This is a genomic window from Desulfobacula sp., from assembly GCF_021107415.1.
This window is the reverse complement of record NZ_JAIOSW010000149.1, coordinates 64,536-79,906: the sequence shown is the minus strand read 5'-3', so window position 1 is coordinate 79,906 and position 15,371 is coordinate 64,536. Positions and strand designations below refer to the sequence as shown.

The 15,371-nt window shown below is 42.3% G+C and carries 15 protein-coding genes and 1 riboswitch; of the genes, 11 read left to right on the top strand and 4 right to left on the bottom strand.

Going from position 1 to position 15,371, the window contains the following annotated elements:
• The first annotated feature begins 15 nt into the window (after positions 1-15).
• From K8S13_RS08235 to K8S13_RS08185, 11 genes are all read left to right on the top strand, one after another.
• Positions 16-1,176, top strand: coding sequence for a radical SAM protein (locus tag K8S13_RS08235; protein ID WP_291461856.1), 1,161 nt, complete (start codon positions 16-18; stop codon positions 1,174-1,176).
• Positions 1,169-2,314, top strand: coding sequence for a radical SAM family heme chaperone HemW (hemW, locus tag K8S13_RS08230; protein WP_291461854.1), 1,146 nt, complete (start codon positions 1,169-1,171; stop codon positions 2,312-2,314). Before K8S13_RS08235 ends, hemW begins: the two co-directional genes overlap by 8 nt.
• A 208-nt stretch (positions 2,315-2,522) precedes the next feature.
• Positions 2,523-2,599, top strand: a riboswitch (cyclic di-GMP riboswitch).
• Positions 2,600-2,724: 125 nt separating this feature from the next.
• Positions 2,725-3,543 carry a DUF4465 domain-containing protein gene (locus tag K8S13_RS08225; RefSeq protein WP_291461853.1) on the top strand — a complete coding sequence of 273 codons (819 nt, stop codon included), beginning with the start codon at positions 2,725-2,727 and terminating at the stop codon, positions 3,541-3,543.
• A 20-nt stretch (positions 3,544-3,563) separates the two neighbouring features.
• Positions 3,564-4,415 carry a VPLPA-CTERM sorting domain-containing protein gene (locus K8S13_RS08220; protein ID WP_291461852.1) on the top strand — a complete coding sequence of 284 codons (852 nt, stop codon included), beginning with the start codon at positions 3,564-3,566 and terminating at the stop codon, positions 4,413-4,415.
• A 17-nt stretch (positions 4,416-4,432) separates the two neighbouring features.
• Entirely contained in the window at positions 4,433-5,290 is an 858-nt protein-coding gene (locus K8S13_RS08215) for a hypothetical protein (protein WP_291461851.1), read from the top strand.
• Positions 5,291-5,292: 2 nt separating this feature from the next.
• Entirely contained in the window at positions 5,293-5,979 is a 687-nt protein-coding gene (locus tag K8S13_RS08210) for a VPLPA-CTERM sorting domain-containing protein (RefSeq protein WP_291461849.1), read from the top strand.
• Positions 5,980-6,064: 85 nt separating this feature from the next.
• On the top strand, positions 6,065-6,922 hold the full coding sequence (locus K8S13_RS08205; protein ID WP_291461848.1) for a hypothetical protein: 858 nt from the start codon (positions 6,065-6,067) through the stop codon (positions 6,920-6,922).
• Between the two features lie 278 nt (positions 6,923-7,200).
• Complete coding sequence (locus tag K8S13_RS08200) at positions 7,201-7,878, top strand: hypothetical protein (RefSeq protein ID WP_291461847.1); 678 nt, start codon at positions 7,201-7,203, stop codon at positions 7,876-7,878.
• 83 nt (positions 7,879-7,961) lie between these two features.
• Entirely contained in the window at positions 7,962-9,425 is a 1,464-nt protein-coding gene (locus K8S13_RS08195; protein WP_291461846.1) for a hypothetical protein, read from the top strand.
• A 14-nt stretch (positions 9,426-9,439) separates the two neighbouring features.
• Positions 9,440-10,030, top strand: a complete 591-nt coding sequence (locus K8S13_RS08190) for a PEP-CTERM sorting domain-containing protein (RefSeq protein ID WP_291461845.1) — start codon at positions 9,440-9,442, stop codon at positions 10,028-10,030.
• 81 nt (positions 10,031-10,111) lie between these two features.
• Positions 10,112-11,149: a DUF1573 domain-containing protein gene (locus K8S13_RS08185; protein WP_291461843.1), complete on the top strand. Its 1,038-nt coding sequence runs from the start codon at positions 10,112-10,114 to the stop codon at positions 11,147-11,149.
• 24 nt (positions 11,150-11,173) lie between these two features.
• Here the strand turns inward: K8S13_RS08185 and K8S13_RS08180 are convergent, their stop codons facing one another.
• From K8S13_RS08180 to K8S13_RS08165, 4 genes are read right to left on the bottom strand one after another with little or no spacing between them, the layout of a single operon-like run.
• A complete protein-coding gene (locus K8S13_RS08180; RefSeq protein ID WP_291461841.1) occupies positions 11,174-12,607 on the bottom strand; it encodes a hypothetical protein in 1,434 nt (477 codons plus the stop codon).
• A gap of 40 nt (positions 12,608-12,647) precedes the next feature.
• Positions 12,648-13,520 carry a tetratricopeptide repeat protein gene (locus tag K8S13_RS08175; protein ID WP_291461840.1) on the bottom strand — a complete coding sequence of 291 codons (873 nt, stop codon included), beginning with the start codon at positions 13,518-13,520 and terminating at the stop codon, positions 12,648-12,650.
• A complete protein-coding gene (locus K8S13_RS08170) occupies positions 13,521-14,387 on the bottom strand; it encodes a type II secretion system F family protein (protein ID WP_291461839.1) in 867 nt (288 codons plus the stop codon).
• Between the two features lie 56 nt (positions 14,388-14,443).
• Entirely contained in the window at positions 14,444-15,370 is a 927-nt protein-coding gene (locus K8S13_RS08165) for a type II secretion system F family protein (protein ID WP_291461837.1), read from the bottom strand.
• Between the last annotated feature and the right edge of the window lies 1 nt (position 15,371).

The following is a 15,371-nucleotide window of genomic DNA, read 5'->3' as shown; positions in this document are numbered from 1 at the left end:
GTGTGAAGATTTCCTATGAAAAAGAAAAAAACAGATATTTACAAAGGATTTGAACAGGGTCCCATTCGCCCGCCCAGTGAAGCAAGCAGTCTTTTGATACGTGTGACACGAAATTGCCCCTGGAACCGGTGTACATTTTGCCGGGTGTATAAAAAAAGGCAATTTTCCTTAAGATCTGTTGAAAATGTCATAAAAGATATTGATTCTTTGCAGGGTTATATTAAAAGAATCCAACAGATTGTCAAGCCGGGCGGATATGCAGACAATGAGGCTATTCATACCCTTTCCAACAGTTTTGAAGAAAAAGACCGGGTGGCTCTTAATGCCGCCATGAACTGGTATGCAACGGGTATGAAATCCATCTTTTTACAGGATGCCAACTCATTGATTATGAAACCAAATAATTTGGTTTTTATACTTGAACATATCAAAAAATGTTTCCCAAATGTTGACAGAATTACCTCTTACGCAAGAAGTCATACCATTGTCCGTATCAAGCAGGATGATCTACAGCGCATTGCCGATGCAGGATTAAACCGTATCCATGTGGGCATGGAATCCGGATCTGACACCGTATTAAAGAAAATTAATAAAGGGGTCACCAAAGCAGGTCATATCAAAGCGGGTTTAAAGGTAAAGGAAGCGGGAATGGAGCTGTCGGAATATGTCATGCCGGGCCTTGGGGGTATTGATTATTCCATAGAGCATGCCATGGAAACGGCTTCTGCACTCAACAGCATCAATCCTGAGTTTATCAGGATCAGAACCCTGGCAGTAACCAATGGAACCGTTCTTGCGGTGGAAACTGAGAAAGGAGAGTTTCAAAAGCCAAATGATACCATGATGGCAAAAGAATTAAGGCTGTTTATCGAAAGCCTTGACGGGATAGATTCCTATATCAAAAGTGACCATATCCTGAACCTGTTTGAGACCATTGACGGGAAAATGCCGGAAGATAAAGAAAAGATGATCAATATTATTGACCGGTTCTTCGAGCTTGAGCCGGAAAAAAGGGTTTTATACCAGATCGGCAGACGGATGGGTTTTTTCCGGGGTCCTGATGATATGGATGACAGTCCCCATCTTGAAAGGGTAAGGCAGGCCTGTGATCTTTACGGGGTGACACCTGACAACGTTGATGTGGTTATCGATGATCTGATGAAGCGTTTTGTGTGATCAAAAGTCCATTTATATCCATGTTCCGTTTTGTGTTAAAAAGTGTGTTTATTGTGATTTTTATTCAGAGACTCATCTGTCGCTGATCCCTGATTACATCAAATCCCTTCAAAAAGAGATTGAAACAAGATCAGGTTCAAAGGACAAAATTAATACCATATACTTTGGTGGCGGAACCCCCTCTCTTCTTCCTGTCAAAGATATTGAAAATCTTTTACAAATCATTGGAGATAAGTTCTTAATTTCCCGGGATGTCGAAGTCACACTTGAAGTTAATCCGGGAACGGTTGATTTAAACTATCTGAGACAATTAAAAAAAGCCGGAATCAACAGGCTCAGTATCGGTGTCCAGTCATTCAATAATAACAAGCTTAGATTTTTAGGCAGAATCCACACAGCGGATCAGGCGGTCAAGACCATTGATCATGCAGATAAAGCAGGGTTTGACAATATCAGTATCGATTTGATCTATGGGGTTCCTTTTGAGACAGAAACAAGATGGCTGGAAGACTTAAAACAGGCAGTGATGATAGCACCTTCCCACCTGTCCTGCTATATGCTCACCATTGAGCCCGGCACACCCCTTGGTGAAAAGTTGAAAAAAGGTTTGGTAAGCCCTCTTGACAGCAGGGTCATGTCAAGGCTGTTTAAAAAGACTTCCCGATTTTTAGGTGAATTTAAGTATGAGCATTACGAGATTTCTAATTTTTCAAAGGGCAGGCAAAATCGCTCAAAGCATAATTCAAAATATTGGGATATGACTCCGTACTACGGGTTTGGGCCTGCTGCTCATTCCTATGATACAAAAATAAGATCCTGGAACCATCAGAGTATTGAAACATATATAAAGGACATGGATTCAGGCAGACTTCCCGTTAAAGACCGGGAAATTTTGACCCTTGATCAGAAAATGATGGAGATGATCATGCTCAGGCTTCGCACCCTTGAGGGGATAGATATGAATGGATTTGAAAGCCAGTTTCAAATATCCTTTCAAAATTATTTTAATGAAATTCTGGATCACATCCGAAAAGAAGAATTAGGCAGGTTTCAGGATAAGAGGTTTGCATTGACGCTTGAAGGTAAAGTTCACCTGAACAATATCAGTGAGGTCTTTGCAAAAAAAATTTTTTTATAATATCCCCGTCCTTGATCCAGGGATTCCCCGTAACTATTCTGTAGAATCAATTCGTTTTTCCATTCCCTTTAAAATCTACAACAAAAAATTATAAAACAAGCCCATTAATTGCTACAATTTTAAAAAAAAGCGTTTCCAGCAAAAAAGTGCTGCTTTTCAGCAAAAAAGTCAAAGCAATGATTTAAAAATCCGGATAGAATCATGCTCAATCTGAAAAAGCCACACCCGTTGTGAGGCGGGGTCGGAAAGCCACGGATCTTAATATGAGAAAGCCGGGTTGCCTGTAGCAGTACAGTGTATCCCGGCTTTTTTTTGTTTTTCGCCGGAAAGGAGGAAAGGGGGGTGACAAAAAAATACAAGGGATGAAAAAATGAACAAACTGTTTTTATTATAAATTTAAGGAGATATTTATGAAACGATTTTATTTAATTCTTTTTGCCATGATTTTTTTCTTGGCCCCTTCGGTAAATGCTGATGTTGTAACCTTTGACAACAATACCCTGGCTTCGGAGTCCTACTGGAACGGTTCTGACGGATCAGGTTTGTTTATAAGCGGTGATGCCTGCTTAATGAATGGTTATAATACAAGTTATGGAAGCTGGGACGGATGGGCATACTCCAATACGACAGATACCACAACTCCGGGATTTGCCAACCAATACAGTGCCATCACAGGTTCCGGTGCCAACGGTTCATCAAACTTTGGTGTTGCCTATGACGGTGGTTTTTATGGTACGGCATCTCCCCCCAACCTCTCCTTTGGAGCTGTTACAGGAAATGATTATAATACCACTATTTCCGGTGCCTATTTTACCAACACCACCTATGCCTATCTTTCCATGCGTGATGGAGATTCTTTTGCCAAAAAGTTTGGCGGTGAAACAGGTGATGATGCGGACTGGTATAAGCTGAATATTAAAGGAATTGCCGAGGACGGATCCACAGCCAGTTCAGTTGATTTTTTTCTGGCTGACTTCACGTCTGCAGACAATTCCCTGGATTATATTGTGGACGACTGGACATGGGTCGATCTTAGCGGTCTTGGTGATGTTATCGGACTGGAGTTCACAGTCTCTTCCTCTGATAACGGTGCCTATGGAATGAATACCCCGGCCTACTTTGCCATGGATGATCTCAATGGTTCTCCAGTACCTGTTCCTGCTGCCGTGTGGCTGCTTGGATCAGGAATCGCTGCACTGCTTGGGTTTAGAAGAAAAATCAAATTTTGATTATTATTAAGGAATAAATCATGAAAATAAAATTATTTGCAATTTTAACTTTTTTAATCATTTTTTCCATGGGAACTGCAAGTGCAGGTCCCTATACAGGGGATGGTATTGCCGGATTTGTGGGAAGTGATGTCAACCCCGTCTTCAATGGCTGGGCAACAGGGTATCAGAACTATAATCCTGCCCCTGGTGTAAGTGCAGGGTGGCAACAACCGGGACAGACCTTGGGGCCTGTTACCGGCAGCAATGTCGATATTGCCTCCCTGGGAGACCTGAACCAGGATCAGATTGATGCCTGGCTGGCTGATCCCCAGAATAATCCAGGGCCCGGAGAAATAACACTAACCTTTGAAACTCCGATTATCAACGGATCAGGCTATGATTTTGCTGTTTTTGAAAACGGGTTCATGTCCGGCAGCGGCCTTTTTGCAGAACTTGGATATGTGGATGTATCCACGGACGGTAACAATTTTGCCCGTTTCAACAGCGTTTCCCTGACATCCGGCCCGGTGGGCGGATACGGCACCATCGATCCCACGGATGTTCATAATCTGGCAGGCAAGCATCCCAACGCCTATGGCACATCTGAAGGCACCGGGTTTGATCTGGAAGAATTGCTCTTAAACGATATGGTTCTGGCAGGCCTGGTTGATCTGAATGACATCAACTATGTCAGAATAGTAGATATCCCGGGTAGCGGCGACTTTCTTGATTCCCTGGGCAATCCGATTTATGACGCCTGGGTTACATGGGGATCAGGTGGTGTGGATCTTGAGGCAGTCGGTGTAATCAATTCAGTTCCTGTACCGGGTGCCCTCTGGCTGCTGGGATCTGGTTTATTCGGTCTTGTGGTAATACGCAGGAAAAAATAATTAAAAGGAAATTAAATGTGAAACAGATTCGTATACTATTAATACTTATGGCACTGCTGGTCACCACGGGTTTTGCCTGGGCAAGCCCCTATGCAGTAGAAGTTATAGGCTCTCAGGGTCCCTTTGGCCCAAGCCCCTATGATGATCCTTATTCTCTACTGGGGAAACCATCCACCAATTTTGCGAACTGGGGAAATTCCACAGGACGAGTCAAAATGGTTGAACCGGCCTGGAATATCAGCCCGGATGGAAATAAATTGATTACAACCATTAACTCTGGAGCATTTATCGATGTAAAATTTGATCACAGAGTTATGGATGATCCCAACAACCCTTTTGGAATGGATTTTCTTGTTTTTGGCAATGCTTTTTACACTGGTAGCGGTTATATCAGCGACAGCACCAACATGAACAACTGCATGCTTGCAGGAGGAGGATGGTTTGAAAAAGTAACCGTGTCTGTTAGTCAGAATGGTGAAGACTGGTATTCCTATATCAACGGACCCTATGGAGACAGGGCTTTCCCCACCCAGGCCTATGAATGGGACAGGGAAAATGCCGGATGGACAGATAATGAAATGGATTTTACAAAACCCGTGGACCCGGCCCTTGCAGAGACGCTGGTGGCGGGGGGAATTTTCGTTGCAGATGCCATTGAACTCTATAACGGGTCAGGCGGCGGTACAGGGTTTGATCTTGCAGAGTCCGGTTATGAGTGGATCCAGTATATCAAAGTCGCAGGCGTAAACGGTGACGGTGAAATTGATGCATTTTCAGATGTTGCGCCCGTGCCGGTTCCTGCTGCCATATGGCTGCTTGGTTCTGGTCTGCTGGCTATTGTCGGTCTTAAGAGAAAAAACAATTTAAGGAGGTGAAAATGGAAAGATTGAAAATGAAAAGTGTTGTGTTTGCAGCCGTTTTTGTAATGTTCGTGATGGTTGGAACTGCCGGAGCCGCCTTTACATTTGATGATATTGAGTATTGGGTCGGATCAGGCAGCAACCAGGCGGCTATGGTTATCGATTGGAATGACGGCAAAGACCCGCAATCCCTTGCATGGGGTTACCGCTGGGACGGAACGGCAACCGGCGAAGATATGATCATGGCGATTGCCGGCACAGGCGATGGATACACCCCGTATGGCGACGATATGCGCCTCTTTGCAAATTTAACTTACTATGGCGGCCTGGGATATGCCGTATTCGGCTTAGGGTATGACCTTGATGGTGACGGAGGTTCCTTTATTTCCGGCGAAGAAGGGTATCTAACCGAAACCGGCTATGCCACCGACCCGGACGATCATTACCGCGAAGGCTGGTATACCGGCAACTGGAGCTATTGGTGGGATGAAGATTTTAATGATACTATTGGAGATTCGTGGCATTTTGCCCCCCTTGGACTGTCGTCTCATGTGCTCACTAACGGCCTTGTGGACGGCTGGAGTTTCGGCGGCCTTCCAGGCGAACCTGTGGCAGCAGCACCTGTCCCGATACCCGGAGCTGTCTGGCTGCTTGGCAGCGGACTTATGGGTCTTGCAGGACTGAGAAGAAAGCCTGGAGCCTGAAAGGTATATAGCTGCATGCCGGTTGTCTAATTAAAAAATTTTGAACAAAATATAAATATTTTATAAAAAAAAAGAGGAATAAATAATGAAAAATGTCATTAATTCTACGATACTTGGCCTGGTGTTGTTTTTGTGTCTGTTGATAACATCAAATTCCCATGCCTCGGGTGTCTTGTTGGACAACGCCATACTAACAAAAAGTTTCGAGGCCGTTGGAGCACAAGGTACAGCCCGAGGCATCGTATTTGATGGAGAGTCTTATTTTGCTATTTGGGGAACTGAAGATGATCCGATAGTTCAGTACGACGCAGATGGAAACTATGTCACAAAGGCGTACCCGATGTATCCGAACTATATGTATAGTGGTATGGCTTCTATTGTTCAACACGGTGACGACCTTTTTGTTTTGGGAGACGTCTCGAATTGGTCTCCCACATTAATTCATCAAGTGAACAAGTCGAATCTGGTGGAAATGCCGACAATAGGAACGGTGGGTTTTAAAATCCCTTTTCCTGTTGCGGCCACTTTTCAGTTGCAAGGTGATACCCTTTATGCCCGTAATTTTTTAAATATTTTCGTACTTGATTGGCCTAGCGGCAATTACGTGGATGAGTTTACTTTAGACACTACGTTGAGGAGTGATGGGTGGCCTGATGGAATTACTCTTGCACTTGCGGATGACTATATACTGATACAAAAAGGTGATACGGTACAAGCATTCGATTTTACAGGCAACATGGTAGGTGAATGTACGGGTATTCCTGGTCATGGAATACCTTCTTTTTCGTTTTCTTACACCGATGATTTACTTTGGATGAATAGTGGTGGGGAATGGAAAGGTTATGACATTGGTCTTAACCCGGTTCCCATCCCCGGTGCGGTATGGCTTTTAGGTTCGGGGCTGCTGGGTCTGATCGGTATCAGGAGAAAAAATGCGGTTTAGCGGAACGGATAACCGCTTAGCTCTTTTTCAATAAATCAGGCTGACAGGTATTATCGGTATCAGGTGTAGAGTACCCGTTACAAGGACATAATGGTTAAGTCCGGAATATCGGCAATGAAAATTAAAAAGCGCAAAAAAATACAAACTTATAGCAAATAATTAAAAGCAATTATTATTTAGATGCTATATAAATTTGCATATTAATAAAGGAATGAGGTGTGAGGGAAGCTGAACCGGCAATTCGTTCCTCACTACTCTAAGAAAATAAAATATATGATATGAAAAACAAAATATATATTATTTGTTCTATAACAGGCATTGCACTTGCAGCAGTCTTTTATTTATTCCCTTGGGATGATATACAAAGTATCCCGTCTTCTCAAACAGCCCTTATATCACATGCCGCAACTGCAATGCCTGAACCATTGACAAAATCTTTAATGGATAAAAACAAAACATTTGATCCGGCTTTGTCTTCCGAACAACTGCCTGTACTGCCTCCTTTGGCAGAGTCAGTTCCAAAAAATCGTGACCAGGTAGTCAATAACGATGAAATCCTGCCGGCAGAACCTTTGGAGGATATGGCAGAAAACCCGGCTGATGTAGATGAAGAGGCTGTTTACTTAACTGCTCAGGTATTCAGGGATGAGGCACTTGAGACCTTTCCCGTGTACACTGTCCGGATTCACAAACCGGAATCAATAGGATCAGATTTTGAAGAATCAGGCAGTCAGGCAGCAGAACAAAAGGCCTTTGGGCCCGGTTCAAATGAAATATGGATTCGTATCAAACCTGAAAACGCAAGAGAGATGAAGGAGGTGATGGCACAGACAGCAGACCTTTACCGCCAATATGTCAACGAATATGATAAGGATGTTAAGGTTATAAACTGGGTAGGCGGCCAGCCCTGGGCAAGCATAGTGTACAGCCCGGACGGCGGGATTGTAACCCGATAGTTTTTGGGTAGTGAAGGGGAAACTATTTATTTCTCATAAATCAATACTTTTATGTAAGTACGAATATAAGGAGGAAGATGTTTATGAAAAATTTCATAAAAAGACAATGGCTGTTTTATGGTGCAATTGTTCTTATGCTATTGTTTTTAAAAGGCCCTGCCTTTGCTGCAGATGATTTTTTTCTGTACGGAAATCAGGATGCAGGTGATGTAACCGAGTGTGATGTCCAGCCGGTCATTGACAGCTGGTTTACAGCACTTGACTATTTCAGGGATGGTCCCAATGAAGGCAGAATGCTTGCTGCCACCGGAAAGAATGTTTATATCCAGTCTGCTGAGGGTTCAAGCACCTGGATAAAAATTGCCAAGGTTGACTATACCATGGATCCTGCATTTATCAGGATCTCGCCTTCAGGTAACACGGTTGCACTGGGGCTTGGCTGGGGCCAGAGTATCCTTGTGTTTAATGCATCCCTGCTTGATGCAGGCACACCCGAAGAGCCTGTGGACCTGAGTGATTCCGAAGAGGTTCTGGACTTTGCTGAAAACCACTATGATGCTGCCTGGGTGGGCGAAGATCATATTGTCATCAACGGCGGACAGTGGGTTATTCCCGGCCAGAGTGCCGTCAGTGGAGTTGTTACCCTTAATATCACAAATGAGACAAATATAACACAAGGCGTCTGCGGCTCAATTCCAGGGGCATCCTCAGGTATTGCCGTAGACGAAAACAATAATCTGGTCTTTGGCATCGGGGCTGGAACCAACACAGGAGAACTTAAAATATGGCCGGCAGGTGACTGGTGGACAGGAAACGGTCCGGTTGCAAATCCGCTGGCATATAACGGCCCTGAGGGTCTGAAATTTGCACACCAGGTTTTAAGTGCTGCTCATCTTGGATTTGACGAGGAAGGCAGCCTCCATGTAGGGGGCGGGGTCTTTGTAAACCCCGGGCCAGTCAATCTTGAAAGCGGTTATGCAGCCCTGATCAATCACAAGGTCATGACCAATGCCCTGGCCTCTGTTAACAACCCGGAGATTGATCTCTATGAAGTTAATGAGACCAATGGTTCCCAGTACAGGGAATTTGGCCCGGATGTCTGCCGCAATGATACTGCCACGGGTGTGATGGCAAATGGCAGTGCTCTGTCTGTCAACTGGAATCCTGCCACACCACCGGGCGGTGCAAACTGCGTAATAGGAGGTAATAATGACTGGTGGCAACCTGGTGTTGTACCAAGGCTGACCACATATAAAGTCAATGAGTCCCGGGATGGTGATGGCGATTTCGTCGCAGATGTTGATGATCATACTCCCAACACCTATGAAACAGCTAATGTAGACTCTGACGGGGACGGATACGGAAATCTCATTGATGGTGATTTTAATAATGATGATGTTGTCAATTACTCTGATTTCCTTGAATTTAGAGGCAAATATGGAACGAATGATAGCAATGCAGACATGAATAGTGATGGCATTGTTAATTACTCTGATTTTCTTATGTTTAGAACTCAATATGGGAAAGAAGCACCCTATTATAATTAAGGAAACATGAAATAATGAAAAATAAAATTTTATATTTAATAATAATCCTTCTGGTAACTGTCGTTTATACAGGAAGCGCCATGGCAACCTGGTCATTTAATATTACTACAGATTACGCTTTAGGAGATGCCCAGGCAGTTTTTGATCTCAATTTTTTAACGGATGAAGAAATTACAATAGAAGCATATGCTTTTGAATTTAAGTTTGACAAAGATGAACTATCCTATGTCAGCTCGACCAATACTCCGACAGAAGGATTGTACTCTCAATTTTTAGGACCTTTTTCCGCAGATCAGGAAAATGGAACGTTAGATGGTTTTAACGCTGCATCTTTTTCGTCTTCTGTTTTGGCTCCTGCTAATTATTTGCTAGGAACTTTCACGTTTGACGTTACAAATTCAGTCAAGGATGGAGTAACAGATTTTAATTTTGATTATACTGATAGTATGTTTGGTTTTGGGGTAAATGGTATTGACTGGGGAGCTGACAACACAAAAGCATTGCCACATTTTACTGACATCGGTGCCGTTCCTGTCCCTTCGGCTGTATGGCTACTAGGGTCAGGGCTTATGGGCCTGTTGTACTTTAGAAGAAAAAAAGCATAATTTTCATAACCCATAATTTAACAAAGAGCACCGGGGCAGCATCCCGGTGCTTTTTCCCTTTTCGTGCAAGGTGTTTTGACCATGATGAACAGATTGATTAAATCTTTTTTATCCTGCATCTGCTTTTTTGTTGTATTTGTCGTGATTCTGTCAGGCAATACTGTTACGGCAAAAACAAAATTTATTAAAAAATCCCCTCTCCTTGTTATTGAAGAACCAAATATTAACGCAGGAACCGTGGTGGAAGGATTTTTGATTCGTCACACCTTTTTATTGCAAAATCGTGGTGATGCGCCTTTGCATATCACCAAAGTTACGACTGACTGCGGGTGTACCAAAGTCAAATATGACAAAATTGTTGAACCGGACAGAAACTCATATCTGCGGGTGGCCTTTAACACGGCAGGAGAGGCAGGTAGTCAAGTAAAGACAATCAGGATATTTTCTAATGATCCCTTGCAGCCCGAGATTATCCTTGATATTACAGCCAAAGTGTTAAAAGCTGTCAAAGTACAACCTGACAGGATTTTTTTTAATGGGTTGGCCGGTAGAGAGCTTAAACAGACCGTTACAATTTGTGCACCGGATAATAAGCCCTTTTCCTTAAAATTCAAAAAAAGCCAATTGTCTGATCAGGTGGGGTTTTCCATTGAAAAGAAAAAAAATAATTCATGGCTGGTGCATATTAAAAACAAAGCTCAAAAAGCTGAGACCAGCCGGGGCAGAATTTTTTTGACCACCGACATTAAATACAGACCATTGATCACTATTCCGGTCTATTCAAGAATCCATGATTCCCTTATGGTGATTCCCTTAAAAATCGATTTTGGGAAATTAAAAAAAATATTGTACATGGCCACAAAAACCCCGAACCCGGTACGGTCTGTAAATTTAAAGTCTTCAAACAAAAAAGCGCCCAAGATCACATCCATTGATATTGATCCAAAAAGGTTTGCTGCAAAAATTATTTATCTTAAAGACATGGGCATAACAAGAATAGAAATCAGCGCTGATGTAAAAAATTTTGAAAAAGGCCCTTGTCAGGCCATGCTTGAATTATCTTTAGACAGCCCCGGACAAAGGACTATTTCCGTACCGGTACACCTGGATATTCAATGAACCAAAGACAAGGATGAGGTGTTTTTACTCTGAACTGCCGGGTTCAAGAAAACCCAGGGCAGATGGAACAACAGGCGGGCAGGGCGGGCCAAACTTTAAATCAAAATCATATTGTTTGCCGGTATTGGAATCATTCTTTGCAAAAGTGATATTTTTGCCTTCAGCAAGCACTCTTATATGATTTGTATCAGGAGGAATAAATCCTTTATCATGCATAAATTCAATTTTAAATGAATCACAAAAAAAATTGATCCCGTTCATGGAATTAAACCCTGAGCTAAAAGTTATTCCTCCTTTTGAAACAATGTTGAGATGTTCAAATCCTGTCCCTCCCATGGGGAAATCTTTGTGATTAATATTTCGATATATAGGAATAATCACATCACATATGGCCACGATGGTCATATTTTTCATGCTGCTGCCAAAGGGCTGTCTGGTGTCGCAACTTGCCCAATCGTCGGTCGGGCTGCATTTAACACAGGTGAAGCCGGGCAATGGGGGGTTGTTACTGCCGGCAATACATGGGAAAGGGGTCAGGTAAGCCGTATACCCGGGGATATCAATATAGATAATTTCATGATCATCATGCTGTTTGGTAAAATCAAAATAACAGCGTTTTGTCACTTCATCAACAGCATATAATTCATTGTTGACTTTAGTCTCGGCATAGTTCCGGTCTGCTTTTTTTTTCATCTTTTTAATAAATGTTTCCAAAGGTATGATATGGTTTTTGATTACCTTGATTTCAGGCAGAAAATCCGAGGCTTTTCTGCCACTGGATCTGTAACTAATGCCACCTGAAAAATTGACATATGGCTCATAAAGATAGATCCCGTTTCCCCTGCCTGTGGCAGTTTTTACAGTATCGGCGATCAAAGGGCCCCTAAGATACATTTTACGTTCCGCATACATATTGCCGTTGTTTATGGAAATTTTCATTCCCCCATCAAATTTAATATTTTTACCCGAGACAATACTGACCCGTGGGAGATACGCCACTGCGGCACCTTTTATTTTTGTTGTCCTGTGGAAGCCTGTCAGGCTTTTTACCTCATCGCCAATGGTGACAAGTACGGCATTAAAGGTTTCCTCTTCGGGAAAGTTATCTGAAGTTTCTTTAACAAAATCCTTATATTCGGTAAAAGATTCATATTCTTCAAAAGTATCATAAAATCCTGTTTCTACGGATATGGATTCTTCGGGAATGGAAAGATTACTGCCCCGGACAATATTCATTACAATATTTTTTAATTCATTTTCATCACTGACAAAGCATATATTATCAACAGCAGTCAGGGCAGCAGCTTCTGCACAGGACTGGTACCGGTTCTTTTCCTTTATGAAAAATCCTGTATCCAGAGTATAGGCAAACAAAGTGAGCAGAAACATCATGGTCAGGGCAAACAAAATAACAAAACTGCCCTGTTCTGATTTCAGTAATGATTCTCTGTGCTGCAAACAAAACAAGATATCAGCCTTCATTGTTATCAGTCTTTAATCATTGTTTCATTACAGGGTAATATTTTTTTGTATAAATAGAATCGGCAATATCACCGGGCATGCCAGTGGCAGAATTATTATTTTCTGGATCCCCGGGTTTGATAGTCTGGATATCAAAGGCTGACGTCTGGTCATTTTTGCGGGTTCCGGTAAGATCCATCATTTTTTTTGCTTTTTTGGGTTCATTGCGCATGGCATATATGCAGGCCATGTTATGCCATGCATCAGATATACCATGATGCTCCAGCAATAGTTTCATTGTCTGGTCATCTTTTTTCTGCATGCCCAGACAGATGGCAAGATTGTTAACAGCAGTCTTGTCGGAAGGGTTTAAAGCCAGGCTTTTTTTAAAATTTTTTTCTGCTTTGGTATATAGTTTTTCAGACAGTTGCAGATATCCGAGGTTATTCAAAAAATCCGCTCTTCCCGGATCAAGTTTGACTGCCTGTTCAAAGGCTTTTTGAGCCTCGTCATTTTTTTTTGTCATGGCATGGAGCATACCGAGATTGTTGTGAACAGAGGCATTTTTACCATTAATTGTCAGGGCTTTTTTAAAATAGTTTTTGCTTTCCTTGAAATTTTCTGTTTCCCTGGCACAGACACCTGCAAGATCATAAACCCTGGCGTTTTTACTGTCCATGGTAATTTTTAATTGAACAAGTGCCACATCATAAAACCCTTCTTTGATCAGACTTTCTGCCAGGGCCAGATGATTGGGCTTTAAATCTTTTGTTTCCCAGATATCCTGCCCGGACTTGGCAGGGATTGCTTGATTTTGGGAGTTTTTTGCTGTTTTTTTAAGAACTATACAGCTGGGAAACAGCATAACCATAACCATTAATGGAATTATTATTATTTTGGCAGACTTCATTTAAAAACCATCCTTAACAAGGTTGATAAAATTAATAATCACAGGACCTAAAATGATGAGCATCAAAGCCGGTAGAATAAAAACCACCAGAGGCAGAGTAAGTTTTGTAGACAGCTTGGCGCCCTGTTCTTCTGCTGCCTGCTGCCGCAGGGTTCTCAAGGAATCAGTATGGATTTCCAAAGCCCGGATCATGTCTGTACCGGTTTTAGAGGACTGCAAAAGTACCGTCACCACACTTTTTAAAGACTTTGAGGGATTTCTGTCCCCAAGATTCTCAAGAGCTGTTATGCGGAGAATTCCGCCCTTGACCTCAAGAAAATAGAGCCCGAACTCCCTGGACAAAACAGGTGCAATATTCGTAAGTTCCCTGCACACCCGGTATAATGCAAAATCAAAACCAAGACCTGCCTGAAGGCAGATCATTAAGAGATCAAGGGTGTCCGGCAGTTCCTTGAATATACTAATCTGTCTTGAGTTGATTTTTTTTTTCAAGACTAAATCAGGAATAAAATATCCCATGGAAAACGGTATAAACAGGATCAGAATTTGCTGAACACAAATGGTCCCCAAAAGAAGAATATACAGCAGACAAGGAAAGAAAAACAGCAGGCCAAGGCCGATTTTAAATCCAAAAAAAAATATTCCGGCATCAGGATGACGGAATCCTGCATGGATTAATTTTTGGTTTATAGTCAGGATATCACTTTGTTCTTTGGGGGTTGCAAACTTTCCTAGAAATTTTACAGTATTAAATAATAACCCGGAGTCTGGCCTGTCATGAAAATATTCGCTGTTGCCGGTTTTAGTCAATTTTTTAACCACTCCCTTTTTCAGATACCAGGCATCAATAAAAGTTAATAAATACAAGCTTGTTCCAAAAGTTGTGCAGAAAATCAGTATATTCAAAAAAAGGGTAACGGAGATCATATCTTTACCTTTGCCATTTTTCGCATGACAATAAAACCCGTGATTTCCAACAACACAGCCATGTAGATCATGATCCTGCCAATGGGGGTTGCTGTCAATCTTGACATATAATCCGGGTTGAATAACCAGGCAAATAAGCCAAATAAAAATGGCAGCATGGCAATAATCAGGGCACTGAGCCTGGCCTCTGCCGAGTAAGTTTTAATCCGACGGTTAAATGTGAACCGTTTTTGGATAGTATTGGCAAGGGCTTCAAGAACTCTGATCAGGTTACCACCGGTTTCTTTCTGGATAATAAAGGCAGTACAGAAGAGCTTGATGTCAGACAGGGATTGATACCGGTTTTCAAGGTTATGAAATGCCTGGTCAAAGGAAAACCCCATGGCCATTTCCTGGTAAACAATCCTGATTTCCGCACCAAGGGGGCCTGGTACGGCTCGGGCAGCTTCCTTTAAAGCTGTATCCACAGACTGTCCTATCTGTAAGGCCCTGACAATTATGCCGATTATATCAGGCATTTTTAAGATAATTTCTTTTTCAAGCTGTTTTTTTTTAAAATACAGAAAACCTGCCGGCAATGACATGACCAGGACAAAAACAGCCACGGCAATGATGATGCTGTTTGCCAGAAAGCCTGTTGCCAAGGCAGACAAAAGTCCTGTAACTATTGGTATTATGATGAATACTTCAGGAGAAAGAGTGATGCCGGCACAAATTAAAAGATAATGAAGGGCTTTAAGACTCAGTCTCCCGGTTCTGTCTTCAAGCCTGATGACATCGGCATGACTTCCGTTTATTTCGGAACCGGGTGTAGCCAGATTTTTAATTTTATGTCTGGTCTGTGTTCTTTTTTTTATCCTGGCAGCACTAAAGGTTGTTAAAAATACAAAAAGGGTGACCATAAAAAAAATCAGCAGTTTCACA

Bases quoted from the DNA above. Each gene is read 5' to 3' on its own strand.
- K8S13_RS08220 (WP_291461852.1), top strand. From the start codon at position 3,564: ATGAAAATAAAATTATTTGCAATTTTAACTTTTTTAATCATTTTTTCC.
- K8S13_RS08175 (WP_291461840.1), bottom strand. From the start codon at position 13,520: ATGAAGTCTGCCAAAATAATAATAATTCCATTAATGGTTATGGTTATG.
- K8S13_RS08185 (WP_291461843.1), top strand. From the start codon at position 10,112: ATGATGAACAGATTGATTAAATCTTTTTTATCCTGCATCTGCTTTTTT.
- K8S13_RS08195 (WP_291461846.1), top strand. From the start codon at position 7,962: ATGAAAAATTTCATAAAAAGACAATGGCTGTTTTATGGTGCAATTGTT.
- K8S13_RS08200 (WP_291461847.1), top strand. From the start codon at position 7,201: ATGAAAAACAAAATATATATTATTTGTTCTATAACAGGCATTGCACTT.
- K8S13_RS08205 (WP_291461848.1), top strand. From the start codon at position 6,065: ATGAAAAATGTCATTAATTCTACGATACTTGGCCTGGTGTTGTTTTTG.
- K8S13_RS08225 (WP_291461853.1), top strand. From the start codon at position 2,725: ATGAAACGATTTTATTTAATTCTTTTTGCCATGATTTTTTTCTTGGCC.
- K8S13_RS08190 (WP_291461845.1), top strand. From the start codon at position 9,440: ATGAAAAATAAAATTTTATATTTAATAATAATCCTTCTGGTAACTGTC.
- K8S13_RS08210 (WP_291461849.1), top strand. From the start codon at position 5,293: ATGGAAAGATTGAAAATGAAAAGTGTTGTGTTTGCAGCCGTTTTTGTA.
- K8S13_RS08235 (WP_291461856.1), top strand. From the start codon at position 16: ATGAAAAAGAAAAAAACAGATATTTACAAAGGATTTGAACAGGGTCCC.